The 26,389-nt window shown below is 71.2% G+C and carries 21 protein-coding genes; 13 read left to right on the forward strand and 8 right to left on the reverse strand.

What is annotated here, in order from left to right:
* The first annotated feature begins 587 nt into the window (after window positions 1-587).
* Together ACIBH1_RS23330 and ACIBH1_RS23335 are read left to right on the forward strand one after the other, a co-directional pair.
* Window positions 588-3,428 carry a BTAD domain-containing putative transcriptional regulator gene (locus tag ACIBH1_RS23330; protein ID WP_397315977.1) on the forward strand — a complete coding sequence of 947 codons (2,841 nt, stop codon included), beginning with the start codon at window positions 588-590 and terminating at the stop codon, window positions 3,426-3,428.
* A gap of 284 nt (window positions 3,429-3,712) precedes the next feature.
* Window positions 3,713-4,237, forward strand: coding sequence for a hypothetical protein (locus ACIBH1_RS23335; protein WP_397315978.1), 525 nt, complete (start codon window positions 3,713-3,715; stop codon window positions 4,235-4,237).
* Between the two features lie 41 nt (window positions 4,238-4,278).
* Here the strand turns inward: ACIBH1_RS23335 and ACIBH1_RS23340 are convergent, their stop codons facing one another.
* Window positions 4,279-8,217 carry an AAA family ATPase gene (locus ACIBH1_RS23340; protein ID WP_397315979.1) on the reverse strand — a complete coding sequence of 1,313 codons (3,939 nt, stop codon included), beginning with the start codon at window positions 8,215-8,217 and terminating at the stop codon, window positions 4,279-4,281.
* 216 nt (window positions 8,218-8,433) lie between these two features.
* Here ACIBH1_RS23340 and ACIBH1_RS23345 point away from each other — a divergent pair, with 216 nt between their 5' ends.
* Together ACIBH1_RS23345 and ACIBH1_RS23350 are read left to right on the forward strand one after the other, a co-directional pair.
* A complete protein-coding gene (locus ACIBH1_RS23345) occupies window positions 8,434-8,826 on the forward strand; it encodes a hypothetical protein (protein WP_397315980.1) in 393 nt (130 codons plus the stop codon).
* Between the two features lie 656 nt (window positions 8,827-9,482).
* A complete protein-coding gene (locus ACIBH1_RS23350) occupies window positions 9,483-10,040 on the forward strand; it encodes a GNAT family N-acetyltransferase (RefSeq protein WP_397315981.1) in 558 nt (185 codons plus the stop codon).
* A gap of 508 nt (window positions 10,041-10,548) precedes the next feature.
* Here the strand turns inward: ACIBH1_RS23350 and ACIBH1_RS23355 are convergent.
* The 4 genes from ACIBH1_RS23355 to ACIBH1_RS23370 form a co-directional block, all read right to left on the reverse strand.
* Window positions 10,549-11,484 (reverse strand): phosphotransferase family protein, encoded by a 936-nt coding sequence (locus tag ACIBH1_RS23355; RefSeq protein WP_397315983.1) that lies wholly within the window; start codon window positions 11,482-11,484, stop codon window positions 10,549-10,551.
* Between the two features lie 136 nt (window positions 11,485-11,620).
* On the reverse strand, window positions 11,621-12,223 hold the full coding sequence (locus ACIBH1_RS23360; protein WP_397315985.1) for a helix-turn-helix domain-containing protein: 603 nt from the start codon (window positions 12,221-12,223) through the stop codon (window positions 11,621-11,623).
* 225 nt (window positions 12,224-12,448) lie between these two features.
* Window positions 12,449-13,666, reverse strand: a complete 1,218-nt coding sequence (locus ACIBH1_RS23365) for a Cmx/CmrA family chloramphenicol efflux MFS transporter (RefSeq protein ID WP_397315986.1) — start codon at window positions 13,664-13,666, stop codon at window positions 12,449-12,451.
* Window positions 13,667-14,301: 635 nt separating this feature from the next.
* Window positions 14,302-15,765: a SulP family inorganic anion transporter gene (locus ACIBH1_RS23370; protein ID WP_397316307.1), complete on the reverse strand. Its 1,464-nt coding sequence runs from the start codon at window positions 15,763-15,765 to the stop codon at window positions 14,302-14,304.
* Window positions 15,766-16,023: 258 nt separating this feature from the next.
* Here ACIBH1_RS23370 and ACIBH1_RS23375 point away from each other — a divergent pair, with 258 nt between their 5' ends.
* Window positions 16,024-16,617, forward strand: coding sequence for a MerR family transcriptional regulator (locus tag ACIBH1_RS23375; RefSeq protein WP_397315987.1), 594 nt, complete (start codon window positions 16,024-16,026; stop codon window positions 16,615-16,617).
* Window positions 16,618-16,680: 63 nt separating this feature from the next.
* Here ACIBH1_RS23375 and ACIBH1_RS23380 read toward each other — a convergent pair whose 3' ends face one another.
* Window positions 16,681-16,908: a tautomerase family protein gene (locus tag ACIBH1_RS23380; RefSeq protein WP_397315988.1), complete on the reverse strand. Its 228-nt coding sequence runs from the start codon at window positions 16,906-16,908 to the stop codon at window positions 16,681-16,683.
* Between the two features lie 17 nt (window positions 16,909-16,925).
* On the reverse strand, window positions 16,926-17,693 hold the full coding sequence (locus ACIBH1_RS23385) for an IclR family transcriptional regulator (RefSeq protein WP_397315989.1): 768 nt from the start codon (window positions 17,691-17,693) through the stop codon (window positions 16,926-16,928).
* A gap of 103 nt (window positions 17,694-17,796) precedes the next feature.
* On the opposite strand from ACIBH1_RS23385, the gene kduI reads away from it, so the two are divergent.
* The 7 genes from kduI to ACIBH1_RS23420 are packed head-to-tail and all read left to right on the forward strand — an operon-like array spanning window position 17,797 to window position 25,375.
* Window positions 17,797-18,609, forward strand: a complete 813-nt coding sequence (gene kduI / locus ACIBH1_RS23390) for a 5-dehydro-4-deoxy-D-glucuronate isomerase (protein WP_397315991.1) — start codon at window positions 17,797-17,799, stop codon at window positions 18,607-18,609.
* Window positions 18,606-19,364 (forward strand): 2-dehydro-3-deoxy-D-gluconate 5-dehydrogenase KduD, encoded by a 759-nt coding sequence (gene kduD, locus ACIBH1_RS23395; RefSeq protein WP_397315992.1) that lies wholly within the window; start codon window positions 18,606-18,608, stop codon window positions 19,362-19,364. The genes kduI and kduD overlap by 4 nt, the downstream gene beginning before the upstream one ends.
* A 42-nt stretch (window positions 19,365-19,406) precedes the next feature.
* On the forward strand, window positions 19,407-20,486 hold the full coding sequence (locus ACIBH1_RS23400) for a sugar ABC transporter substrate-binding protein (protein ID WP_397315993.1): 1,080 nt from the start codon (window positions 19,407-19,409) through the stop codon (window positions 20,484-20,486).
* On the forward strand, window positions 20,483-21,436 hold the full coding sequence (locus tag ACIBH1_RS23405) for an ABC transporter permease (protein ID WP_397315994.1): 954 nt from the start codon (window positions 20,483-20,485) through the stop codon (window positions 21,434-21,436). Before ACIBH1_RS23400 ends, ACIBH1_RS23405 begins: the two co-directional genes overlap by 4 nt.
* On the forward strand, window positions 21,433-22,920 hold the full coding sequence (locus ACIBH1_RS23410) for a sugar ABC transporter ATP-binding protein (RefSeq protein ID WP_397315995.1): 1,488 nt from the start codon (window positions 21,433-21,435) through the stop codon (window positions 22,918-22,920). The genes ACIBH1_RS23405 and ACIBH1_RS23410 overlap by 4 nt, the downstream gene beginning before the upstream one ends.
* A 1-nt stretch (window position 22,921) precedes the next feature.
* Window positions 22,922-23,896, forward strand: a complete 975-nt coding sequence (locus tag ACIBH1_RS23415; RefSeq protein WP_397315996.1) for an ABC transporter permease — start codon at window positions 22,922-22,924, stop codon at window positions 23,894-23,896.
* 12 nt (window positions 23,897-23,908) lie between these two features.
* The gene (locus tag ACIBH1_RS23420; RefSeq protein ID WP_397315997.1) at window positions 23,909-25,375 is read left to right on the forward strand and encodes an aldehyde dehydrogenase family protein; all 1,467 of its coding nucleotides are present in this window, start codon (window positions 23,909-23,911) and stop codon (window positions 25,373-25,375) included.
* 105 nt (window positions 25,376-25,480) lie between these two features.
* On the opposite strand, the gene ACIBH1_RS23425 is transcribed toward ACIBH1_RS23420, so the two are convergent.
* A complete protein-coding gene (locus tag ACIBH1_RS23425) occupies window positions 25,481-25,870 on the reverse strand; it encodes an STAS domain-containing protein (protein WP_397315998.1) in 390 nt (129 codons plus the stop codon).
* Window positions 25,871-26,083: 213 nt separating this feature from the next.
* Between ACIBH1_RS23425 and ACIBH1_RS23430 the strand changes: the two genes are divergently transcribed.
* Complete coding sequence (locus tag ACIBH1_RS23430) at window positions 26,084-26,386, forward strand: helix-turn-helix transcriptional regulator (protein WP_397315999.1); 303 nt, start codon at window positions 26,084-26,086, stop codon at window positions 26,384-26,386.
* The last annotated feature ends 3 nt before the right edge of the window (window positions 26,387-26,389 follow it).

A 26,389-nucleotide genomic window follows, 5' to 3' on the forward strand; every position in this document is an offset into this window, starting at 1 on the left:
GGCGAGTACGGGGTTGGCCGTCGCGGCCGGGCTGTTCCGGCTTGGGTGTGCGGATGGGCGGGGCGGTGATGCCCGAGGCGACAAGGGCGGGTTCCAGATCTGTTCGCTGTAGGTCCGGTACTTGATCTGTCTCCGTACTCGAACGACCCTCTGTGTGAAGTCGAAGTCTTCCAGCGCGAGACCGAAGATCTCTCCCTCGTGCAGGCCGCAGGAAGCCCCGATCTTGGGCATGCACCTGTCCCAAAGGTCTGTGTACGGCCAGCCTCGTATCGCGCGAACGCTCGCAGCGCTGGAGAACGGTCGGTGATCGAGGCATCACGTGGAGTGCTGCGCCACCGATCTGCGCACCCCGACGAGATCGGCGGATTGCCAGACGCGGGCCGGTAGGAAAACCGCCATGGGGCTGTCCAGCTGTGATCATCTCGATGATCGGCAACCTGCTGAGCCTGCTGCAAAGTCCCCTAAGTCTGCAGGTCTAGACACACGTATGTCCTACAAGGCACCGGCATGCGCGCGAAGGCGGCGTTCCTCCGCCATTGCCGCGAACGAGCCCGATCATCTCGTTACAATGCCGATTCCGTTGAAGGATGGAGGCGCTCCGCATGGCGCTGGAGATCAGGTTCCTCGGCCCGTGGCAGGTCCTGGCCGGTGGCGAGCCGGTCCGGATCGCCGGGCACCGACGCATCGGCGTGCTGGCCAGACTCGCGCTGAACGTCAGGCAGGTCGTCCACACCGAGCGGATCCTCACTGACATCTGGGAAGACGGCTCCGCGGCGACCGCGGCCAAGCAGCTACACATCGTGATCTCCAAACTACGTGAAACCCTCGCGCCGCACACCGCCGAAGAGATCATCCAGACTGTGCCCGGTGGCTACCGGCTCGCGCTCGAACCCGACCAGGTCGACGCCCACCTGTTTACCCGGCTGGTCAAACGCGCCCGCACCGCCCAGGCACAAGGCGGCAGCGCCGCCGCGGACGCCCTGTTCCGCACGGCCCTGCAGTTGCGGCGCGGCGAGCCGCTGGCCGGACTGACCGCCCCCTGGGCACGGATCGAAGCCACCCGCCTAGAAGAGGAACACTTAGCCGTCCTGGAAGACCACGCCGATCTCCGCCTGGCCGCAGGTGACCACCATGCGGCGGCCGCCGACCTGGCCGCACACGTGCGCGCCCACCCCCTGCGCGAACGCCCCGCCGCCCAGCTCATGCTCGCCCTGCACCGTGCCGGCCGCCCCTCCGAGGCGCTCGCCGTCTACCAGACCACTCGCCGCATCATGATCTCCGAGCTCGGCATCGAACCCGGCACCGAACTGCGCCGCCTGCAGCAGGCCGTCCTGGTCAAGGACCCCGTCCTCGACCTGACCACCCCGGCCCAGCAGGTCACGGTCAGCGAGCCGTACGTCCCGGCCGAACTGCCCGCCGACACCCACGCCTTCACCGCCCGCGCCACCGAGATCCACCGCCTGCGCACTGCACTCGGCCCCGCCGATGAGCCCGCCCACGCCCCTGCCGTCACCGTGATCGACGGGCCTGGCGGCGTCGGCAAATCCGCCCTGGCCGTCCATGTCGCCCACGCGATGGCCGCCCGGTTCACCGACGGCGTCATCTACCTCAACCTGCATGGCTCCACCCCCGGCCTCGACCCGCTGACCCCGGCCCAAGCATTGCGCCACCTGCTGCGCTCCCTCGGCTTGGACGGTGCCGCCGTCCCCGCTGACCCGGGTGAGGCCGCCGCCCGCTACCGCTCCCTGACCACGACCTGCAACCTGCTGGTCATCCTTGACAACGCCCGCGACGTTCGCCAGATCCGCCCGCTCATCCCCGCAGGACCCGGCTGCCGAGTCCTCGTCACCAGCCGCGACCCGCTGACCACCCTGGACAACGCCCGCCACCTCCGGCTGAGCAACCTGAACGCCGCCGACGCCGCTGCGCTGCTGTCCCGCCTGGCCGGACCCGGCCGGGTCCGCGCCGAACCGCAGGCGGCCGAGGGGATCGTCCGCCTGTGCGGCGGTTTCCCTCTCGCCCTGCGGATCGTCGGCGCCCGCTTGGCCGCCCGACCCGACTGGGCGCTGTCCGACCTGGAAGCCCGCCTGGCCGACGCCACCCGCCGCCTGGACGTGCTGGAGTACGCCGATCTGGCCGTCCGCGCCAGTATTGCGGTCAGCCACCACCACCTCCGAGAAGAACCCGCTGGCCGTGACGCCGCCCACCTGTTGCCCCTGCTCGGCCTCCTGGGCCTGCCCATCCACACCCCTGCGGCCACCGCCGCCCTGACCGGCTGGCCGCACCACCGCGCCGAAGCCGCCCTGGAGCGCTTGCAGGACGCCCGTCTCCTTGAGGCCGCTGGACTCGACCGTTACCGGTTCCACGACCTGGTCGGACTCTACGCCCGCGAACGCGCGCGCCAGGACCTGCCGCAGGAGGAGCGCACCGCCGCCGTACGGCGCGCGTTTCACCACTACCTGATCACCATCTGGATGGCGAGCACCATGCTTGCCATCGACCCCGTCCCGCGACCCCCCGTCGAGCTGCCCGACATCATCTTCGAGGACTCGGCCGAGGCGGAACGATGGGTCCAGGACGAGCGGGACAACCTGCTCGTCGCCGCGCAGCAGGCGCTGGCCGGCCCCGACCCGGCGACCGCCATCGGCCTGGTCATCGGACTCCACTGGCCCTTCAGCTACCAGGGCTGGCACACCCAACTGGCCGACATCTACACGCACGCCATCGACATGGCCGACCGCATCGCGGCATGGGAGGACAAGGCCCAGCTCCGTAGCTTCCTCGGCTGGGTCTACCGGGACCAGGGCCACTACGACGCTGCGATCGAGCAGCTGAAGACGGCTCTCACCGATTGGGACCGTGCGGAACTCCCCCAGAGGAAGGTGGGAGCCCTCAACAACCTCGGCGTCATCCACACGATCATGGGTCGTCTCGACGACGCGCTCACCTACCTGGAGTCCGCTCTGACGCTCATCGACCACGTCGAGCGCCCTGCGGCCACGGCCGCGATCCGCAATAACAGGGTTCACGTCTACTCACGCCAGGGGCGCTTCGACGAGGCGATCGCCGAAGCACACCAGTTGGTGGAGCTGTGGCCGAAGGCGGACCCGCGCACCGGTGGGGGCTCGGCACACGACTCGCTGGGTGACGTCTACCGCCACGCCGGTCGGCTGCCCGAGGCGGTGGAGAGCTACGCGACGGCCGTACGGCTGCTCCGCGAGTCGGGATACCGCCTGAAGGAAGCCATCTCACGATGGTGGTTCGGCACCACGCTGCACGACCTCGAACGGTACGGCGAAGCCCGGGAACAGTGGGAGGAGTCCGTCCGCCTCCTGCGTGACGCTCGCCTGCTCACCCCAAAGGAGGCGGACGGACTCCTCGCCCAGCCCGTGCCGGAAACACCCCAGCCCATCAAGAACATGCTCTGACCGGCAAGGACGTCGTCGACCAGCCTGTCACCCCCCAACACGTAATCCATCATGAGCATCGGTGAGGCCCGCCTGAGGAGTACGCCCAGGTGATGGCGGTCTGGCGCGAATCTGGCTCTGGGATGTGATCGACAGAACGGCGATGTACGCGCCGTCGGTCCCTGTACGGGCTTGTACGGATGATGCCGCCAGGGCTTCTTCGGCCGCCGCGTTCTCGTCAACGTGGTTCCGGTAACCACCCGTCGCGGAGCGCATGGCTTCGCGCCACCAGAGAGGGGAACCCGTTGCCCAGTCTCGTCAAGGTCGTGTCCGCCGCGGCGGCGCTATCCGGAGTTCTCGCCCTGACGGTCACGGCGGCCCAGGCCGTGGCCAGCTCGCAATCGGGCACGCACACCAGCGTGCAGCACTTCGCCGGCGAGAGCAGCCCCTGGACCGCCCAGACCATCGGTGCCTGGGGGAACATCCCGACGGCGGCCGTCAACATCACCGTGCCCGCGGGGACGACCCGGTTCGTCGACGCCCGCTTCACCGCCGAGTCGCTCTGCGCAGGCGCGGCCGGCGCCTGGTGTTCGGTCCGCATCGTCGCGGTCAACTCCGCCGGGACGACCATCGAGCTGCAACCGGTCGCGAGCACCGACTACAAGTTCGACACCCCCGACGGTGAGGAGGAGGCGCGCGCCCTCGAACGGTTCTCCCCCTCCTTGGCCCCGGGCAACTACACGGTGCGGGTGCAGGCCCTGCGCATCTCGGGCATCAGCCAGTTCGTCCTCGACGACTACGCGTTCGCCGTCGGCGTCGTCGAGCCCTGAGCCGGGCGGGGAGCCCCGGGACATGACCCCGTGCGCCTCGGTCACGGGCACGGGGGACGGTAGGGCAGCCCGGGCAGGCGGCGGGCCCACTCCGCCGCGCTGATCACCGGATGGGCGAGCGCGCAGGCCTGCCCGGCGGCACGGCCGATGTCGGTCTCCCAGAGCCGGACGGCCGCGTCCACGCCGCCGGTGATCAGCGTGCGGCCGTCCGGGCTGAACGCGGCGGCGTACACCCGGCCGGTGTGGCCGCGCAGAGTGACGGCGGCGTCCGGCCGACCGGCCCGCGTGAGGTCCCACAGGTGCACGGTGCCGTCGAAGCCGGCCGAGGCCAGCCGGCGCCCCTCCGGGTGGAAGGCCACGGCCGCGACGGCGCTGGTGTGGCCGGTCAGCGGCACGGGCGCCCGCGCGGGCCGGGCGGCGAGGTCGTGTAGCAGGACCACGCCGTCCGCGCCCGCCGAGGCCAGTCGGCGGCCGTCCGGGCTGAACGCCACGTCGTTGACGGCGTTGCGGTGGCCGGCCAGCGTGGTGGTGACGGCCGGGCGGCGAGGGTCGGTGACGTCCCACAGCCGGACGGCACGGTCGGCGCCGCCGGTGGCCAGGGCGCGCCCGTCGGGGGAGAAGGCCACCGCGAGGACGGTGTCGCCGTGCCCGGTGACCGTCGCCAGCGGCCTCGGGTGGCGCGGGTCGGAGACGTCCCAGGTGCGCAGGGCGCGGTCGGCGCCCACCGTGACCAGGATCCGCCCGGACGGGTCGAAGGCGGCCGAGTACACGTTGTCGGTGTGGGCCTCGATGGTGGCCAGCGGGCCGTCCTTCCCGCCCGCGCCGGCCTGCCAGAGCCGTACGGTGAAGTCGAGGCCGGCGGTGGCGAGCACCTCGCCGTCCGGCCGCCACACCGCCCTCACGATGCCGTCGGTGTGGCCTGCCAGGACGGGCCCCGGCGCGGGCGGGCGTCCCGGGACGAGGCTCCACAGCCGCGCCGTCCGGTCCGCGCCCGTGACCAGGGTGCGGCCGTCGGGGCTGACGGCGACCGTGAAGACGGTGCCGTCCTGCCCGCCGATCAGCGGCGCCCGCAGGTCCCACAACCGGACGCTTCCGTCCCTGGAGGTGGTGGCGAGCGTCTCGCCGCCGGGCCGGAACTCCGCGCCGAGGACCGTCTCGGCGTGCCCGGTCAGGGTCAGCGGGACGCTGGCCGGCCGTTGGAGGTCCCACAGCCGGACGGTCATGTCATAGCCGCCGCTGGCGAGCCGCCGGCCGTCCGGGCTGAACGCCAGCGCCGCGACGCCGTTGGTGCGCCCGGTGAGGGTGCCGATCGGCTCCGGCTCCCGGGGGCGGCCGACGTCCCAGAGCCGTACCGTGTTGTCGAAGCCGGCGGTGGCGAGGGTGCGGCCGTCCGGGCTGAACCGGGCGGCCAGGATCGTGGCGGTGTGGCCGTCGAGGTCGGCCAGGGGGCGGGGACGGCGCGGATCGGCGACGTCCCACAGGCGCGCGGCCCCGCCGGGCCCGGCGCTGACCAGGATGTCCGCGGCGGGGGCCAAGGCCGCCGTGGTCATGGAGCCGGGCTCGACGGGCAGCTCGGCGGCCAGGCGCGCGCGTAAGGGGTCGGACACGTCCCACAATCGCGGGACGCCGTCATGGCCCGCCGACGCCAGGGTGCGGCCGTCCGGGCTGAACGACACGTACCGGATGCCCTGGGTGTGGCCGGGCAGTACGGCCAGCGTGCGCGGAGCGCGCGGGTCGCTCACCTCCCACAGCCGGACGGTGCGATCGTCACCGGCCGTGGCCAGGACACGCCCGCCAGGCGCGAACGCCACCGCCAGCGCCGGCCCGACGTGGCCGCGCAGCACCGCCAGCCCCTGTGAGCGCTGCGGGAGGCGCACGTCCCACAGGCGCGTGGTGCCATCCGTGCTCGCCGTGGCCAGCAGGCCCCCGCCGGGCTGGAACGCCGCCCCGTAGACGGCGTTCTCGTGGCCGGTCAGCAGGGTCGCCGGCATCCCGGCCACCGCGCTGAGCAGGCCGCCCTCGGCGTCGGCGGTGGGGGACAGCCGGTAGGCGGCCAGGGCGAGCTGCGCGGCCAAGCCCGGATCGCCGGTGCGCAGCGCGCCCGCGTCCGCCGCCGCCTTCCGCGAGAGCGCCTGGTCGCGCTGGGAAGTGGCGGTGCGCTCGGCGTCGGTGGCGGCACGCTGGGCGCGTACCGCCACCCCTGACGCGACCAGGGCCAGTACCAGCAGGGTCGCCAGCGTGGCGACGACCTGGTGCAACCGGCGGGTCCGCCGCCGGGACTGGCGGACGCTCGCCTCCAGGAATTCCCGCGCGTCCGCCGGAAGCCGCCCGCCGTAGTCGTCGGCCCATTCCCGCGCCGCGACGAGGCGCCCGCCGCGATAGAGCGCGTCGGGATCGCGGTGCAGGCGCGCCCAGGCCGCGGCGTCGGCGGCGAGCCGGCGCGCGACGACCAGCCCGGCGCGGTCGGCGTCCACCCAGGACCGCAGCAGCGGCCAGGCGCGCAGCAGGGCCTCATGGCTGATCTCGACGGTGTCCGCGCCCGCGGTGATGAGCCGCCGCGCGACGAACCGGTCGAGGACCTCCTCCATCTCGGCCGCCTCCTCGCCGTCGCAGCCGTCGAGCAGCTCGGCCACGGTGGCCCTGCGCCGGGTGTCGGCGGCGTCGGGCGCGACGTGTACCAGATGCAGGAAGAGCCGTCGGGCCAGCTCGCGGCGACGGGCGCCGAGCCCGTCGTGGACGGCGTCCGCACTGGCCGCCACCGCGCCCTCGATGCCACCCACCGCGTGGTAGGCGGCCACGGTCATGCTCCGGCCCTGCCCCTGGCGCCAGGTGGTGTACAGGGCGTGGGACAGCAGCGGGAGCACGCCGGCCTCGTGCGCGCCGTCGTCCGTGGCGACGCCCCCGGACGGGGCGACCTGCCGCAGCAGCAGCTCGACCAGAGCGTCCTCGATCTCGACGCCGGCACGCCTGGCCGGCTCCACGATGGCCTCGCGCAGTTCCGCCTCCTCCATCGGGCCGACGGCGAGCTGGCCGCTCTGCGCGAGTGCGACCAGCTCCGGATGCCGCAGCGCCGCCGCGTAGAAGTCGGCACGCAGCCCCAGCAGCACGAGCGCGCCACCGGGCGGCGTGGCCACGGCATCCACGGCGGCGATGAAGGCTCGCCGCTCCGCCTCGTCCGCGCACTCGGTGAACACCTCCTCGAACTGGTCCACCACCAGCACCGGCGGCCGGTCCCCGGCTCCGGCGCGGGCGGCGTACCGTGCCGCGGCGCCGGGGTCCTCGCGGAGGGTCGCGGCGATCTCGGCCGCCGGCCCGCCGGTCAGGGCCGCCAGCCGGTCGGCCAGCTCGGCCACCGGCCGCGCGCCGGGAACGGTCACGACCACCGGCCAGTTCGCCGACCCGGGCAGGGCGCCGTCGCGGAGGGCCGCGACCACGCCGGCCCGCAGCAGGGAGGACTTGCCCGACCCGGAGGCCCCCACGACCAGCCGTACCCCTCCGCCCTCCGCCCGCATCCCGGCCACCTGCTCCAGCAGCCGGCCGGTCAGCGCGCGCCGCCCGAAGAACCAGCCCGAGTCCTCCGGCTGGAAGGCGGCCAGTCCCCGGTACGGCTCGGGCCCGGCGACGCGGCGGCCGGGCGCTCGCCGCACCCGCCGCCAGGCGGCCAGCCACGCGCCGGCCTCCGCCGGATCGGCCACGCCGCACACCTCCAGCACCCGCACCAGCAGGTCGCGCGAGGACGTTGACGGCAGCCCGCGGCCCGCGAACCAGTCGCCGAGGGTGCTGTGCGAGCCGTACGCACCGGCCTTGGCCGCCACCTGCCGTACGGTCAGCCCGGCCTGATCGCGCAGGGAGGAGAGCTCGCGCGCGAACTCCTGGCGGGTGGCGATCCCGTCCGGATCGGGGCGCCCCGCGTGGGAAGGGCTCGGATCAGGACGGTCCCGATCAGGACCGTCCTGATCGGCGTCGGCGGACTTGGACACACGGTCTCCTCTACGATCGCCCGGCTAGGCGCCGTCGACCGGCGCCCCCTGTATGTCGCCGCCCGATCACAACTGGTTACAGCCGTCTTGTACGGGCTTGTACGGATGATCCGGCGACCGTGGCGGAGCGGCGGCATGACACCTCACCGTCGAAACATCGACGACCAGCACCCGAAGCTGGTCACCCCCATCCCTAATCACGGAGGGTCCACACCCATGACCACAGCATCGACTTTCGCTCCGAGCCGGCTCGACCAGCGGCGAATGCGGCGGATCCGGCGGCGGGCAGGCTCATTCCTCGCCTCCGCGTTGATCGCCGCGGCCGTCCTCCCCGCCGGCACCGCCCGCGCCAACGCGGACGTCGCCGTGAGCCTGGACCTGCGCGGCGCCTACGGCTCGGTGAGCGTCCACGTCAACGGAACACCCACCGGCACCTGCTCTGTCTGGCATTGCCTGCACATGGTGCCCGCCGGAGCGACCGTGCGCCTGACCCCCGACGGAGACGTCACTTCCTGGGGTCCGGGCCCTTGCCACAACGTGTTCGGCACCCAGCCCTGCATGTTCACGGCACTGTCGAACATCGGCTTCCAGGTGGTCTTCCTCGGCTGAGCCGGTGGGTCTTCCCGCAGACCGAGCCCTTCACGTCCCGCCTGGCTACGACGAGCCCGCCTACGCCGACGCCGATACGGCGAGGGCGCGTCGTGCGAACGGGAAACGAGCAGCAACGCGTAGGACGTTCGATCCGCTCCAGGGGCCAGACCCGGCGCATCCGCGCTCCTGGCCTCGGGGCACCTATCCCGGGGGTCCCCCAGAGTGCGGCCATCATCTGGTAGCCCCGGAGATCCCTGGGGTCGGCGCTTGCAACGGCGGGTGGATGCCGTGGTTCCGTGCAGGAGGACCTGCGGGCCGAGGCGGAGGGCCTGATGGCCGGCATGTCGGCCCCGGCCCGCCCCGGCATAGCTTGATCCTTGTCCTCCAGATCGTTGTAGTTCTGCGAGTGTGCGGCCGCGTTTGACGGTCTTGCCGACGAAGTGTGTGAATTCCAGCGGTAAATGGCCGAGAACTTGGAGAGCTACCTGGCCGGGGATGGCCGTTGCCTTGATCAGCGCGAAGCGTGCGCCCTCCGGCGGTCATAGCGTCCGCGAGCGCCTCAGCGTACTCGCCGGAGCCGATGCCCTCGACGCCCTCTTCATCGGGATGAGGCCACGATCCCGCGGAGAATATTCGGTTGCCCGTCCGCCTCGCGATGTCACACGATGTCGCGCATGTCTTTGACGACCCCCACCCTGCACACCTCCCGCCTGCGACTTCGCCCCGTCGCGAACGCCGACGCCGACCGCCTCTACGCCATGCACAGCAGCCCCCTCGTGATGCGATATTGGGACTCCGCGCCGTGGAAGGAGCGCTCTCGTGCCGAGCTGTTCATCGCCAGGTGCCAGAAGCTGGCCGATGAGGGCGAGGGGGTGCGGGTGGCCATCGACCGTGCCTCCGATGGGGTCTTCGTCGGGTGGGGCGGACTGATCGAATGGGATCCCGACTTCCGCAGTGCGTCGCTGGGCTACTGCATCGAGGAGGCGATGTGGGGCAACGGCTATGCGACGGAAGCCATGCAAGCCTTGCTGGGGTGGGGGTTCGACACGCTGGACCTCAATCGGGTGCAGGCCGAGGCCGACACGCGCAACGTGGCATCCGCAAGGGTTCTGGAGAAGGTCGGGTTCGTGCGCGAGGGGACGTTGCGCGAAGACTGTGTCGTAGACGGCGTGGTCTCCGACTCGTGGGTGTACGGGCTGCTCAGGCGGGAGTGGAAGCCCGTTTCAGCATGACCGCGCAACCGGCGAAGTCGCCCTAGCCAGTTGAGGAACCGCGCGGCGATGGGCGCGGGCATGGCTGAGCCCGCACCGCCGCCTTCCACCTCCACCGAGGAGGCCACATCCCCCGGTACCCGAGCCGTACTCGGCGGTGCCGGTCTTGCTTGCAGTACCCGGAGAAAGGGCGTCGAGTGGGCGGTGACCACCGCGAGCATCCGTGAGCGGCGCAGGGCCTTGAGGGCCGCGGGCTGCGCGGGCAGGAGGTTGGAGGGCGCGAGGCACGGCGCGCGAGGTGCCGTTCGGCAATGGCGGCGCCGACCGTCGCACACGTCGAGGCACTCGGGCTCGTGGACCTCGGCGGCCTCGACCAGGCGCCGGGTCTGCTCGTCGTGGTCGAGATCGGGCCTCTTCGGGGTCCTCTCGCAGCAGAAAGTGAGCCCCGTCACGGGTGCCTTCTCCTGGACCCGGCGCAGGCACCAGGCCCGGCGGTCGATGTCCCGTCGCGGGAGGCGGCTTGAGGCCGTCAGGACAGATCGGCCCAGGGGTACGGCGGAGCCGATGTGAAGAAGCGGAGCAGGCCGAGAAGCCGGCTGCCCGGCGGCGCGGTCCAATGGCGTTCGCCCGGGCGCGGGAGCGGATCCTTCAAGCGGCCGAGAGCCCAGGTGAGATGGAACCACAACACGCGAGCTTCCCAAGCCGGTGTGCTCGACGAGGCTTCCTGGCCGGTCTCCTGCCGGTAGCCGTCGAGCATGGCCGGGATGCTGGTGAGGGGCATCTTGGCGAAGTCAACGGCAGGGTCGGCCCACTCGGCATCGCCCCAGTCCACGATCCCGTTGAGCTGAGCCGGCTTCCAGGAGACGAGCAGGTTCTGTGGCGCGATGTCGCCGTGGATCAGGACTGGGGGCGGGCTCGCGGGGAGGTGCGATGAGAGCCGGTCGAACCAGTGTGTGAGCCAGCGGGCGGTCTCCGCATCGATCCAGCCTTCTTTGAGGAGGTGGCTGGTCAGGGCCCAGGGGTCTGTGGCGCCACTGTCCATCGGGACGATAGCAAGGGGCGGTGAGGCGCCAGGAGTGAGCCGGTGTAGTTTGCCCAGTTCCCGCCCCACTTGCCGGTGGAGATGTTCGATGTCGGTGGTGGGTGGTTCGATGCGGGCGAGATCCACTCCCTGCGTTCGGGTGAGCACCATGTAGGGCACGTCCACCAGGGAACAGGTGTCGTCAAAGGTGACAACTTCCGGAGTGCGCACGCCAGCCTGCCGGGCGACGGGGATGACCGCGGCCTCCTTGACCAGGTCCCGGAGGAACCGTTTGGTCCGCGGGATGCGCAGGACCAGGTCGTCGCCGAGCAGGAAGACATGGTTGGCCATCCCGGCGGGAAGCGGCCGTACCTGCTCGATGGTGGTCCCGTACTGGCTGGCGATGGCGGCCAGCGTCTGGTCGCTCGTCTCGTATTCCACCATGATCGAGCATGTTGGCATGGATGGGTGAGAGGGGTCCCACGCTTTTCGGCAGCGGGCGCGGCTCAGGCGGTCGACTGCCGCTTGGGGCGGTTTCCGCTCGCGCTGTCGCGTGCCCCGCCTTCGCCCTGCCCCTGGCTCACTCGCCGGTGGCGGGCGTTCGGCTTGTCGGGCGGGCACGTATGTGCATCCGCTCGCCTTGGCGGCCGAAGATGCTGAGAACCTCGACCGGTCCGTCCCCCGTACTGCCGAACCAGTGCGGTAGCCGGGTCTCGAACTCGGCCACCTCGCCGGGGCCGAGGACGAGGTCGTGGTCGGCCAGGACGAGCCGGAGCCGTCCGGAGAGGACGTACAGCCACTCGTAGCCCTCGTGGGTGCACAGGTCCGGGGTGGAGCGGCCCGCCGGAATGACCATTTTGTAGCTCTGCAGCGGGCCGGGCTGGCGGGTCAGCGGCAGCACGGTGTTGCCGTTCACGGCGTGCGGCTTGAGCCGGACGCGCGGATCGCCCACCTCCGGAGCGCCGACCAGTTCGTCGAGGGGGACCTGGTGAGCCTGAGCGATGGGCAGCAACAGTTCGAGGCTGGGGCGGCGGTGCCCCGTTTCGAGGCGCGACAGCGTGCTCTTGGAGATGCCGGTGGCCTCCGACAGCGCGGCGAGAGTGACGCCTCGAGCGGTACGGACCCGCTTGAGGCGGGGACCGACGGCGGACAGAGCCTGGGTGATCGCTGGTGACTGCTCCACCTGGTGCATTAGACCGATCTGTTGCTGAAGGCGCAACAACGGGTGCGGTTTCGGACGTACGGCGTGGCTGTGATCAGGTTGAATGCCGATCGGCCTTCCAGCCCCGCTCTCGATGGTGCTCAGTCGTAGTCGCGAAAGCCCGGCGGCCAGCAGGGTGAGGCCGCGGCCGCCGGCCGTACAGGACCTTGTCTGTTCAGAGCGTGGACCGGGGAGTGCAGCGCGAGGTCAGTTCTCGCTCGTCTGCGGGCTCCGCGCCCGACCGCGGGCCGTCGTCCGGTCGATGAGAACGACCGGGATGGTGATGAGCGCCAGGCCGGCGCCCAGCCAGGGAATGGCGGTCAGGCCGGCGCCGGAGCTGAGGGCGACTCCCGCGAGGACCGGGACCAGGCTGATGCCGAGCTGGAACATGGAGACGGCGGTGGCTCCGGCGAGCGTCGGCGCGCCGGCCGCGACGGTGAACACCCGCCCGTAGACGGCCGGGTTGAGCACGAAGCCGGCGACGCCGAGCAGCAGCACCAGGACGACGACGGCGATCGGCTGTCCGGCGAGGAGCGCGAGCAGCACCGAGGTGACGAGGATGCCGACGGCTCCGATGAGAAGGGCGTGGTGGGGTCGCCCGTCGGCGATCCGGCCACCGATCGACAGCCCGACGAAGGCGCCGACACCGAACAGGACGAGGATCGGCGGCACCCACACAGAGTCCACTCCGGTGATGTCCGTGAGGAACGCCGCGAGGTAGTTGTACGAGATCATGTACGCCGCGGTGCTCAGAAGCGTCGCGGCGTACACCACCCACAGCTGTGGCTGCCGCATGGTGCGCAGTTCGCGGCTGACACTGGGCTCCTGCGCGGCCGTGGTCGCGGGGACCGCGACAGCCGTCGACACGGCGCCGAGCACGGTCAGGGCGACGACCGCCCAGAAACCGCCCTCCCAGCCGGTGAAGTGGCTGAGGAAGGCGCCGGCCGGTCCGCCGCCGACCATGGCGATGCTGAGTCCGCTGACCACCACCCCGGAGGCGCGGGCCGTACGGTCGGGGGTGACGAGCCCGATGGCGGTGACGGCGGCGACCGCCCAGAATCCGGCGTAGGCCAGACCGCACAGGAAGCGGGTGACGATCAAGACGCCGAAGTCGTCGGTCACCAGGCCGATCGCCACGCCGACGGCGAACACGACCTGCGAGACGACCAGCGTCGTGCGCCGCGGCCAGCGGAGCGTCAGGACCGCCAGGGGCGGTCCGCCGATGACCACGCCGATGGCGAACGCGGAGATCAGGGCGCCAGCGGAGGAGAGCGAGATGTTGAGGTCGTCGGCGACGTCGGGCAGGACGCCGGCCAGCAGGAACTCGGCGCTACCCATCGCGAACAGGCTGAACGCCAGCAGGTAGACCGCGAACGGCAGCCGGCCGCGCGAGGTGGTTTCGTGGGTATCGGCCTGGACGCTCATCGGCGGCCGTCGAGGGGAGGGGGAGCGGTCGGACGCATAGGGGAGTTCCTTCTTCGGACGGATCGGGGTGGGCGGTTCATGGCGGGTGTGCGCCGGTCTTCCGGGCGTGTCTTCCGGCACCGCCGGACGCCGCGGGGATCCGCCGGTCCACGGTGATCACCACTGACTCCCATCCTGGGAGCGAGCGTGGCGGACGGCCAAGATTTGTTGCCGAATCCGGGACGCGCGGGGGACCGACGGGATGAGCGACGTCATAACCATCCAGGGCCCTCTGAGCGCTGATCGCGGCGATGCGAGCGTCGACGTCGACCGCTGCGGCTCTGGTCGGCTCATCGGCCGATGCGTTGCGGGGGTCGGTGGGAAAGAAGAGCTGCCGTTCCGAGGCGGTTGTCCGGTCCAACGTGAGGACGGGATGGTGATTTCGCAGTGCTGTCCGGACCTGCCGCCACGGTTGTTGTCCGTCGCTGCTGATGTGAACGGCCACGACGGGCTCACCCAGAACGAGAACCTCTCCGGTGGGATGCGACTCGAGGCCGGCGGCGCTCAGGATCTCCTTCCCGGAGCGACTCCAGGGATGCTTGTTCAGCTGCGGCGGAGTCGCTCGTGATCTGGCCTCCGCGCGCCGGCTCGGTCGGTCAATGGCTGCCGGCGAGTTCGCCGGTGAGCTTGCCGTGCAGGTCGGCGCTGGGGTCGTTCAGGCCGGTGATCTCGACGCTCTTGCCGCGCTGGGCGTACTTGGTCTCGATCGCGTCCAGGGCCGCGACGGACGAGGCGTCCCAGATGTGCGCAGCGCTCAGGTCGATGATCACCTTGTCCGGGTCGGTGGCGTCGTGGAACCGGCCGACCAGATCGTTGGAGGAGGCGAAGAACAACTCCCCGGTGACCCGGTAGACGACCGTGGCACCGTCGGGGTGGGTCATGGCGGTGACCTCGGCCAGATGGGCGACCCGCTTGGCGAAGATGACCATGGCGGTGATCGAGCCGATCACGACGCCGATCGCGAGGTTGTGTGTGACGACCACCGCCACCACCGTGACCACCATGACGGAGATCTCCCCGGCGGGCATCCGCCGAAGGGTCTTCGGCGCGACGGAATGCCAGTCGAAGGTGGCGAACGACACCATGATCATGACGGCGATCAGCGCGGCCATGGGGATGTCGGAGACGACCGGGCCGAAGACGACGCACAGCACCATGAGGAACGAGCCCGCCAGGAAGGTGGACAGGCGGGTACGGGCGCCGGAGACCTTCACGTTGATCATGGTTTGGCCGATCATGGCGCAGCCGCCCATGCCGCCGACCAGGCCGGTCACGATGTTGGCGATGCCCTGGCCGATCGACTCGCGGGTCTTGTTGGAGTGGGTGTCGGTGATGTCGTCGACAAGCTTGGCGGTCATCAACGACTCCATCAGCCCGACGAGTGCCATCGCGAACGCGTACGGAGCGATGATGGCCAGTGTACCGAGGGTGAACGGCACGTCGGGCAGGCTGGGCATCGGCAGGGAGGAGGGCAGGGTGCCCTTGTCGCGCACGGTCGGTACGGCGATGCCCGCTGCGACGGTGATGAGGGTCAGGATCACGATGGACACCAGAGGCGCCGGAACCACGGTAGTGATCTTGGGGAAGAACACCATCAGCGCGAGGCCGCCGACGATGAGCGGGTAGACGGCCCAGGGGACGTCGCTCATCTCGGGGACCTGGGCCATGAAGATCAGGATGGCGAGCGCGTTGACGAAGCCGACCATGACCGAGCGGGGGACGAACCGCATCAGTCTCGCCACTCCGAGCGAGCCCAGGATCACCTGGAAGACACCGGCCAGGATGACCGCGGCGATCAGATAGCCGAAGCCGTGCTCGCGGTTGAGCGGCGCGATGACCAGGGCGACAGCGCCGGTGGCAGCTGAGATCATCGCCCGACGGCCGCCGACGACAGAGATGACCACGGCCATGGTGAAGGACGCGAACAGGCCGACGGCGGGGTCGACTCCGGCGATGATGGAGAAGGAGATCGACTCGGGGATCAGTGCGAGCGCGACCACCAGCCCGGCCAGCACCTCGGTGCGCCAGACCTTCGGATCGGACAGCCAGTCGGGCTTCAGGCCGTTGAGCCGTGCGGCGACAGAGACAGCGGGAGACAAAGAACAGGTACCTGTCGTACTCGGGGCAGGCCCGGCGGCAGGCCGGGACATGCGAGAGGAAACCGGCGCCGGGACGGCACGTCGGCGGGAGGCCTGGCGCAAGCCAGGGCGGGGAGCGGAGCTGGAGGCCTGCTCAGATCCGGCGGCGCGGCCTCATCATGGCGGGCAGGCGGCGGCGCCGGGCATCCTGGGCTCGCGCACGCATCTCTCCTGCGGGGATTGGACTCACCAGGGCGACCGCCCCTGACCGGACAAGGGCTGGACGGCGGCAGGCCGACCTCGCCACGGCAACTCTATCTGGTCGTTCCCTCTGCCTGCTCTCGGGGAGGTTTCCGCCTCTACACCGAGTCCGACGTCGCGCGCCTGATGGTGGTCCGCCGGCTGAAGCCGCTCGGCTTCTCCGTGGAGCAGATGCGCGGCCGGATGGAGATCGTCGAGCGCCTCGATGTCGCCCCCGGGCCCTGGCGGGCGGGAGCGCGGCGCTCGGCGATCAGGGCGGTGAAGGAGCCGCAGCGGGGCGTTGGTGGCCGGTGGATCCATGGAGGGGGGCGGCAGGTCACTTGGCTGGTTGGTCGTCGAGCTGGTGCACGCGCCGGCTCGACGCGGCGAGGGGCGAAGCCGTCTCTGGCGGCCGGAGCAACTGCTCCGCGCGGGGCAGCCTTCGGCCCGTGGGCCGGTTCGCCCTCACACGTCCGGCGATTCGAGCGGCCGCGCAGGGGAACCGGCCGAGCCGCGCGGGGGAACCGGCCGAGCCGCGCGGGGGAACCGGCCGTACCGGGTGGAGGGCCTCATCCCAGCCGAGTTCGCGCATGAACAGCGTGTTGTTGACCTGGCGGCCGGAAGGGTTCGAGACGGGACCCGCTCGAGAATCGCCCTCTACTCAGAGCCATGAACCCGCGCAAGCACCTCCGCCCGCGAGTTGTCGTCGACGGCCAGGACGCCGCCGTTGGCCACGTCGTCACCGCCGATCTCGGTGAACACGATCCGCACGTCCTGCCGGCGTGCCCCGAGGATGTCGACGGCCTGCTCGGTGACGGCGGCGACGAACTCGCGCCGCTGGTCGAGGGTGCGGCCGCGGAGCAGTTCGACGGTGATGTTGGGCATGGGGGACTCCCGGGGGGTCAGGGCCTTCTCGTCAGTTGCCGCTCCAGCCGGCGGCGGGCTTCCAGCAGGTGCTCGGCGATGGTCGCGCGGGTGGTGTCGTTCAGGCGGGCCAGCGGGACCGAGACGCTGATCGCGTAGCGGCCCGGCTGGGTGAAGGGCAGGGAGACGGCGATGCAGGTGAGCCCGACGCAGGACTCTTCGTTCTCCACGGCGTAGCCCCGCTGCCGGACCTCCGGCAGCAGGCTCATGATCTTGTCGGGGTCGGTGATGGTGTGCGGGGTCACCGGTTCGATGGCCGGCGGCAGGGCGGCGCGTGCCTGCTCGTCGTCCATGTCGGCCAGGAGTGCCCTGCCGAGCGCGGTGGAGTAGACGGGCAGGCGCCGCCCGACGGCCGAGAACATGCGCAGGGGATGGACCGATTCCCGCTTGGCCGTGTAGACGACGTGGCTGCCTTCCAGCCTGGCCAGGTGCACGGTTTCGCCCGTCGCCTGGGCCAGGTCGTCGAGCAGTGGCGCGGTGCGGCCCACGACCAGGTCGCCGTCGAGGTAGGCGGAGCCGACCAGGAGCGCTTGGATGCCCAGGCCGTACAGCGTGCCGGAGGCGTCGGTCTCCACCCAGCCGCGCCCCTCCATGGTGCGCAGCAGCGCGTGGAGGCTGCTTTTGGGCAGCCCGAGCCTGGTGGTCAGCTCGTGCAGCGACGCCTGCCCGTTGGCGGCCAGGTCTTCGAGGATGTCGAGTGCGCGCGCGGCGGACTTGACGGGCTGAGCCCCCGGATTCTCACCCATGCGTTCAGGATACAGGATTTCATTCACATCCTTGACTTCCCTCCTCTCCCCGCCCATCCTGATCCTTGAATTCGATTCATGTCAATGAATGTGAGGGATCGTCATGGAGGCCAGGCATGCCACCGCCCCCGACTCGGTGGAAACCGCCACCATGGCGCAACTACGCGCCCGCTACCTGGTCGAGGAGCTGTTCGTGCCGGGTGAGGTGCGCGGCGTCTACACGCACGAGGACCGCATGGTGATCGCCGGCGCGATGCCCGACGGCGAGCCTCTGGCGATCCCGTCGTGGGAGCCGGTCGGCACGGCCCGGCACCTGGAACGCCGGGAGCTCGGCATCGTCAACCTGGGCGACCCCGGCGAGGTCACCGTCGACGGCGTCGCCCACAAGCTCGGACCGCTCGACGGCCTGTACGCAGGCAAGGGCAGCGAGGTGCTGATGAGCGGCTCCGGCGCCTGCTTCTACCTGGTCTCGGCTCCCGCCGACACCACCTACCCGGTGGCCAGGTTCGGCCGCGACCAGATCGAACCCGTCGAGCTGGGCGAGGACGGCAAGGCCAGCAGGCGCAGCCTCTACCGCTACGTCTGGGGCGGCGGGCATCCCTCCTGCCGCCTGCAGTTCGGGGTCACCGTGGTCGCCGACGGTTCGGTGTGGAACACCATCCCGCCCCACCTCCACGAGCGGCGCACGGAGATCTACCTCTATACAGGGCTGGCTCCGGGGGAGCGGGTGGTGCACCTGCTGGGCCGCCCCGGGGCCACCCGCCATCTCGTCGTGGCCGACCGGCAGGCGGTCATCAGCCCGTCGTGGTCGATTCACGCGGGCGCGGGCAGCACGCCGTACGCCTTCGTGTGGGCGATGGCGGGCGAGAACACCGATTACGGTGACCTGGCGCCGGTCTCCCTGGAGAGCCTGTGAGCACTGCGCTGTTCTCCCTGGAAGGCCGTACGGCCCTGGTCACCGGTGCCGGGCGCGGCATCGGCCGCTCGCTGGCCGTGGGCCTGGCCGAGGCGGGGGCGGACCTCATCCTGCTGGGCCGCCGTGCCTCCCAGGAGCCGACCGCCAGGCAGATCGAGCAGGCCGGCCGTACCGTCAAGATCGTCGACCTGGACCTCGCCGACCCGGAGAGGGTACGGCAGGCCGGAGAGTGCCTGGCCGAGCGGGAACGTGTCGACATCCTCGTCAACAACGCCGGAGTGATCGACCGGCGGGAGGCCCGGGCGATCGGCCACGGCGACTGGGACGGCGTGGTCGCCGTCAACCTCAGCAGCCTGTTCTTCCTCACCCAGCAGCTGGCCGGCCCGATGATCGACCGCGGCGGCGGCAAGGTGATCAACGTGGCGAGCCTGCTCTCCTTCCAGGGAGGACTGCGGGTGGCCTCCTACACGGCGACCAAGCACGCCGTGGCCGGGCTCACCCGGGCCCTGGCCAACGAGTGGACCACACACGGCGTGCAGGTCAACGCCATCGCCCCCGGCTACATCGTCACCGACAACACCCGCCCCCTGCGCGAGGACCCCCTTCGCGCGGAGGACATCACCTCCCGCATCCCCGCCGGACGCTGGGGCGAGCCCGCCGACCTCGTCGGCGCGGCCGTCTTCCTGGCCTCCAGCGCCTCCGACTACGTCAGCGGCCACGTCCTCGTCGTGGACGGCGGCTGGACCGCCCGCTGACCCCGGCTCCCCAGAATCACCCACCCCCCAGAGGCGGCACAGATGACCACCTTACGCACCACCTCCCTCCTCCTGATCGCTTCGCTCCTGCTCGCCGGCTGCGGGAGCTCGGGGAACGGCAACACGGCGGCGGCCCCGGCCGCGAGCGGCTGCAAACCCCAGGACGTCAAGCTCATCGGCCAGGTACGCAACCAGACCAACCCGTACGAGGCCGCCTGGCTGACCGGCGGCGACGCCTTCGCCACCAAGGTCGGGCTGGCCCAGCAGCGGCTCACCTACGACGGCGAGTCGGCCAAGCAGCAGGAGCAGATCCGGCAGGTGCTGGCCACCGGCAACGCCCAGTGCACCGTGCTCAACGTGCTGCCCAACGGCGACTCCGACACCACCCCGATCGTCAAGCAGGCGCAGGCCGCGGGCGCCTTCCTGGTCACCCAGTGGAACAAGCCCGCCGACCTCAAGCCCGCCGACTACGACAAGTGGATCGCCCACATCACCTACGACGGCAAGGAGTCGGGCAAGCAGATCGGCGACGCGCTGATCAAGGCCATCGGCGGCAGCGGAGGCATCGTCGCCCTGCAGGGCATCCTCGACACCGCCGCCGCCAAGGACCGCTTCGCCGGGCTGCAGGCCGCGCTGTCGGCCAACCCGAACGTCAAGCTCCTGGACGAGCAGACCGCCGACTTCGACCGCACCAAGGCGCTCAACCTGACCAAGACGTTGCTGACCAAGCACGGCGACGCGATCAAGGGCATCTGGGCGGCCAACGACGACATGGCGCTCGGGGCGCTGCAGGCACTCGAGGCCGCGGGCAAGTCCGGCACGGTGGCCGTCGTCGGCATCGACGCCGTCCCCGACGCGATCAAGGCGGTCAGCGACGGCACCATGACCGCGACGGTCTCCAGCGACGGCCCCTGGCAGGGCGGGATCGGGCTGGCCATGGGCTTCTGCGCGGCCACCGGCCAACTCGACGTCAAGACCATCCCCGCCCAGAACCGGGCCTTCTTCGCCAAGCAGTTCCTCATCACCAAGGAGAACGCCCAGCAGTTCGCCACCCCGAAGGTGGAGGCGTCGGAGTTCGAGTGCGCCAACGTCTTCAGCCGGGTCGCCGGAGCACTCGGGTGACGAGCAGGCTCGAGTCGTACGGCCCCGCCGCGGCGCTGGGGGCGCTGGTGCTGCTGTTCGCGGCGCTGAGCCCCCAGTTCCGTACGCTCGGCAACCTGCAGAACCTGCTCGACGCCGCCGCCGTGCTGGCCGTGGTGACCGTCGGCGCGACTTATGTCCTCTTGCTGGGCTGCATCGACCTGTCGACCGCGGGCGTGATGGGCGCCTGCGCGCTGGCCGTGTCGCTGCTGGTGGCCAACAGCCGCACCGCCCTCGACCTCGGCGGGCTGGGCGTCGTGCTCGCCGTCGTGCTGGGCGCCGCGTTCGGGCTGGCCAGCGGCGCGCTGTCGGTCGGCCTGAAGGTGCCGTCGTTCATGACCACGCTCGGCGTCTCCGCGATCGGGCTCGGGGTGGCGACGGTGCTGTTCGCGGGGGTGCAGCCCGCGGTGACCGATCCGTGGCTGCTGCAGTGGGCCAGCGGCCGGTGGTTCGGCTTCACCCGGCTGACCTACCTGGCCGCGGCGGTGGTCGCGCTGGCCTGGTGGGCACAGCGCCACACCAGGCTGGGCCGCTACGCCACCGCCATCGGCGGCGGCGAGGACATCCTGAAGTTGTCCGGCGTGCCCGTCGGCACCTACAAGATCGCGGCCTTCACCGTCGCCGGGGCCTGCTACGGGCTGGCGGCCGCCATGGTCACCGCCCAGCTCGCCTCGGGAATCGTGCACGCGGGAGCGGGCCTGAGTTTCGCGGCGATCACCGCGGCGGTCGTGGGCGGCACCGCACTCACCGGGGGCAAGGGCGGCGTGGTCCACTCGCTGGTGGGCGTCCTCATCCTCACCGTGCTGGCCAACGGGCTGGTCCTCGTCGGCGTCAGCCCGTACGTGCAGCGTGCCGTACAGGGAGTGATCGTCGTGGTCGCCGTCGGCGCCACCCTCTGGCCGCTGCGTCACCGGCTGGAGGTCGTCAAGTGATCCTGGAGGTCGAGGGCCTGCGCAAGGCCTATCCCGGTGTCGTGGCACTGGACGGCGTCAGCCTGCACGTGCGCCGGCACGAGGTCGTCGGCCTGGCCGGAGAGAACGGGGCGGGCAAGTCCACCCTGCTCAAGGCCCTGACGGGGCTGGTGCGCCCTGACGCGGGCAGCATCCGCGTGCGCGGACGCGAGCTGCGGCTGCGCGGCGTCGCGCACGCCGCGTCCGAGGGCATCGGCATGGTCTTCCAGGAGCAGTCGCTGGTGCCCAACCTCACCGCCGCGGAGAACATCCTGCTCGGATGCGAGGGGCAGGGCGTACGGCACGGCGTCTACCGGTGGCGCCGCCTGCGCGAACTGGCTCAAGTCCAGCTCGACAAGATCGGCTCGAAGGTGGACCCGCTGGCCCGAACCGACACGCTCACCTTCGCGGAACGCCAGATGGTGGAGATCGCCAAGGTGCTGGCCATCGAGGAGCGCACCAGCGCGGAACCGGTCGTCCTGCTCGACGAGCCCACCTCGGTGCTGGAGCCCGAGGAGGTCGAGACGCTCTTCGCCCAGATCGACCGGTTGCGCCGCCACGCCTCGGTCGTCTTCGTCTCCCACCGGCTCGACGAGGTGCTGCGCGTGTGCGACCGCGTCTACGTGCTGCGAGGCGGGCAGGTGGCGGGAGAGGTCGATCCTCGCGCCGTCGGCGCCGGCACGTTGCACCAGATGATGATCGGCGACACCTCGCCCGGCGGCCACTTCCACGAGCACCTGCAGGTCACACCCGACCGCTCCGCCGTACGGCTCAGCGTGCGCGGGCTGAGCGGCGACGGTTTCCACGACGTCACCTTCGACGCCGCGCCCGGCGAGGTCGTCTCCATCGCCGGGGTCCAGGGCTCCGGGCGCGAGCAGCTGTGCCGCGCCCTGTACTGCGGCGGCTCCACCACCGGCGAGATCGTCCTGGACGGGCAGCCCGTACGGCTCGGCGGACCGCGCGACGCGCTGCGGGCGGGCATCGGCTACGTCCCGGCCGAGCGCAAGGTCGAAGGAGTGGTGGCCGCGATGTCCGTGGCCGACAACATGGCTCTGCCGCACCTGTCCAGGCTGAAGCGCGCCCGGCAGGGCGAGCTGGTGGAGGAGTGGATCGAGCGGCTGCGTATCAGGACGCCCTCCGGTTCGTCGAGCGTGGGCGCCCTGTCGGGCGGCAACCAGCAGAAGGTCGTGCTGGCCAGGTGGCTGCTGACCGGCGAGCTGAAGGTCCTGCTGCTCGACCACCCGACCCGGGGACTCGACGTGGGCGCCAAGTCGGAGGTCTACAAGCTCATGCGCGACCTCACCGCGACCGGGGTGGCCGTCGTCCTGCTCGCCGACAGCCTGGAGGAGTGCATCGCCATGAGCGACCGCGTGCTCGTGATGCGGGAAGGGCGCGTGGCCGCCGAACTGGAGGCGCCGCCCGGCGCGAAGCCGGAGCAGGTGGACGTGGTCAGGGAGATGGTCTGAGGTGGCGGCGACGGAACACAAGGCGGCCGTGCCGTCCCCCGGGGTCCTGCGGCACGCGACGGCGTTCATGCCGGCGGCGGCCTTCCTCGCGCTGCTGGCCGCTCTGGCCGTGGCCAATCCCGACCTCCTCCAGGTCGCGAGCCTGCTCGCGCTCGCCGACTCCGCCGCGCCGCTGGCCACGCTGGCCGCCGGGGCGACGATCGTGGTGTTGTGCGGCGGGATCGACCTGTCCATCGCGGCGCTGGCCTCGCTCGCCTCGGTGCTGCTCGCCAGCTGGGCGCCGGCGCTGGGCGCGGGTGCCGTGCCCGCGGTGATCGCCGCCACCGCGCTGGCCGGGGCGCTGCAAGGAAGCGTGCACGTCGCCTTCCGCATCCCCTCCTTCGTGGTCACACTCGGCGGCATGACCCTGTGGTCGGCGCTCGCCCTGCTCGCGTCGGGCGCGGCGACCGTGCCGATGGCCGACAGCAGCCCCACGGACTGGGCGTTCACCAGGCTCGGCGGGATCGTCCCGTCGGCCGTGCTGGTCGCCCTGGCCGCGCTCGCGCTGCTGACGGTGGCCATGCGGCTCAGCCCGCTCGGCCGCTACGTCGCGGCGATCGGCCACGCGGAACCCGCGGCGCGGCTGGCCGGCGTGCCCGTCGCCAGGGTGAAGACGCTGGCCTTCACCCTGTCGGGCGCGTGCGCGGGACTGGCGGGGACCCTGCTGGTGGCCAGGACGTTCAGCGGAGCGCCGACCCTCGCCGACAGCCTGCTGCTTCCCGCGGTGGCCGCCATCGTCGTCGGCGGCACCGCCATCACCGGAGGGCACGGCGCGCTCTGGCGCACCCTCGTCGGCGCGGGCATCGTCACACTACTCCGCGTCGGCCTGTCGCTGGCCGGGATCGACGCGGCCTACGAGTCCATCCTGTACGGCGTGCTGATCATCGCGGCCGTCGCCCTCACCATCGACCGATCCAAGTTGTCCATCGTGAAATAGCCGGGAGTGACCATGACTGTCGAGGACTTCCTCAAGGGTGATCTGCAGCTGCTGATCGGCCCCGACTGGGCGCCCGCCGCCGACGGCCGGACCTTCGCCACGGTGAACCCGGCCACCGAGGGCGAGCTCGCCCAGGTCGCCGAGGCGTCAGCCGTCGACGTCGACCGCGCCGTACGGGCCGCGCGCGCCGCCTTCGAGCCGGGCTCGCCGTGGAGCCGCACGACTCCGCGCGAGCGCGGCAGGCTGCTGTGGCGCATGGCCGAGCTGATCGAACGCGACGCCGACCAGCTGGCCAGGCTGGAGTCGCTGGACAACGGCAAGCTGGTGCGTGCGGCCAGGGACGGCGACGTGGCGACCGCCGCCGAGCTGTTCCGCTACTTCGCCGGCTGGGCCACCAAGATCGAGGGCACGACGATCCCCATGTCGTCCGAGCGGACCTACCATGCGTACACCCGCCGCGAGCCGCTCGGCGTCGTCGCCGCGATCGTGCCGTGGAATTTCCCGCTCCTCATGGCCTGCTTCAAGATCATCCCGGCGTTGACGGCGGGCAACACGGTCGTGCTCAAGCCGGCCGAGCAGACCCCGCTGACGGCCCTATGGCTGGGCCGGCTGTTCCTGGAGGCCGGCTTCCCGCCCGGCGTCGTCAACATCCTGCCGGGCTTCGGCGACACCGGCGCCGCCCTCGTCGCCCACCCCGGCGTCGACAAGGTCGCCTTCACCGGCTCGACCGAGGTCGGCAAGAAGATCGTCGCCGCGGCGGCGGGCAACCTCAAGAAGGTCTCCCTCGAACTCGGCGGCAAGGCGCCCAACATCATCTTCGCCGACGCCGACCTGGAACGAGCCGTCGCGGGCGCCGCTCTGGGCGCCTTCTTCAACGAGGGCCAGTGCTGCGTCAACGGCTCGCGGCTCTACATCGAACGCTCCGTCTACGACGAGGTGGTGGCCGGGATCTCCGAGGCCGCCCGGTCGATCAGGCTCGGCAGCGGAACCGACGAAGCCGACATGGGGCCACTGGTGTCGGCCGAGCAGCACGACAAGGTGCTGGGCTACGTGCGCGGCGGCCTGGCCGCGGGCGCCCTGGCCGCCGCCGGCGGAGGCGAACGCGCCCGCCCGGTCGGCTACTTCGTCCACCCCACGGTGCTCACCTCGGTCACCGAGGACATGCCGGTCCAACGGGAGGAGATCTTCGGACCCGTGGTCACCGCGGTCGCCTTCGACTCCCAGGAGGAGGTCGTCGCCCTGGCCAACGACACCCGGTACGGCCTGGCCGCCGGCGTCTGGACGCGCGACATCGGGCGCGCCCACCGGACCGCGGCGGCCCTGCGGGCCGGGACGGTGTGGATCAACGCCTGGCACGCCGACGACGTCACCCTGCCGCGCGGCGGCTACAAGGAGTCGGGGTGGGGGCGGGAACTGGGGTCGTTCGGGCTGGACGACTTCACGGAGCTGAAGACGGTGGTGACCGACATCACCCCGTAAGCGTCCCGGGTACCGCGCGCAGCACCGGGCGCGCCGGCCGCCGCGGCCTGCGCGCGGCCGGCCGACGGTGTGCCGGTACGGCGGCGCACCGGAGCGGCGACAGCGTCAGCGTGGCGGTGCCGGCGAGGGCGTGGTGAGGGGCTTCGGCCGGTGAGCCGATATTTCGGCGAGTGCCTGCCCGACGGTCGTGCAGGTCCGCAGGTGCGGCAGGAGACCCGCGATCTCCAGCAGCCGGTGCGGCCGGGGATGCAGGGCCGCCAGGCGAAGGTGGAGGCCGTCGTGCGCTGACTGATTGTAGGCCCGGAGCAGGACATTCAAGCCGCTGCTGTCGAGGAAGGTCATGGCGCTGAGGTCCATGACGATGGGAGCGCCAAGGCGTCGTGCTTCGTTGAGAGCCGCTGCCAGCCTGGCGTGGTTGGTGGCGTCGACCTCGCCGCAGACGCGGATGACGGTGCTGTCTGCTCGCTCGTCGATGGTCAGCGTGAGGCTGGTCATCGCACCCTCCGTTGTCGGCAGAGGTCCGGTGCGGCAACCTTAATGCACGAAGCAGGTTTCGTGAAAGTGGGTGCCTTATGGGAAGGTGAAAGTGGCCTGCTTGGACAAGCGAGGCAGGCCACTTGGCGGTCGAGACGAGGCGGAGAGCATGATGGGCCGATGAGTCGCTCAGAAGATCGGTCGACCTGGACGTTCTTGACCCACCACGCCCGTGTGCTGCTGGAGATCGCGCGCGATCCCGAGATACGGCTGCGTGACGTGGCCCAGAACATCGGCATCACCGAACGCGCCGTGCAGAACATCGTGTCCGACCTGCACGAGGCCGGCTATCTGACCCGTGACCGGGTCGGACGCCGCAACCGCTATCACCTCAACCTCGATCGGCACTTCCGCCACCACACCGAAGCTCATGCACCGGTTCGTGCCCTGGTGGAGTTGTTCGCCGCCTTCGAAGCGACCATCCAACGGGTCGGCCTGGATGCCGGTGACGGACATCCCGCAGCCGAGCGTTCCTAGGGC

The sequence above is a fragment of the Nonomuraea sp. NPDC050663 genome, from assembly GCF_044456985.1.
Classification (GTDB): domain Bacteria; phylum Actinomycetota; class Actinomycetes; order Streptosporangiales; family Streptosporangiaceae; genus Nonomuraea.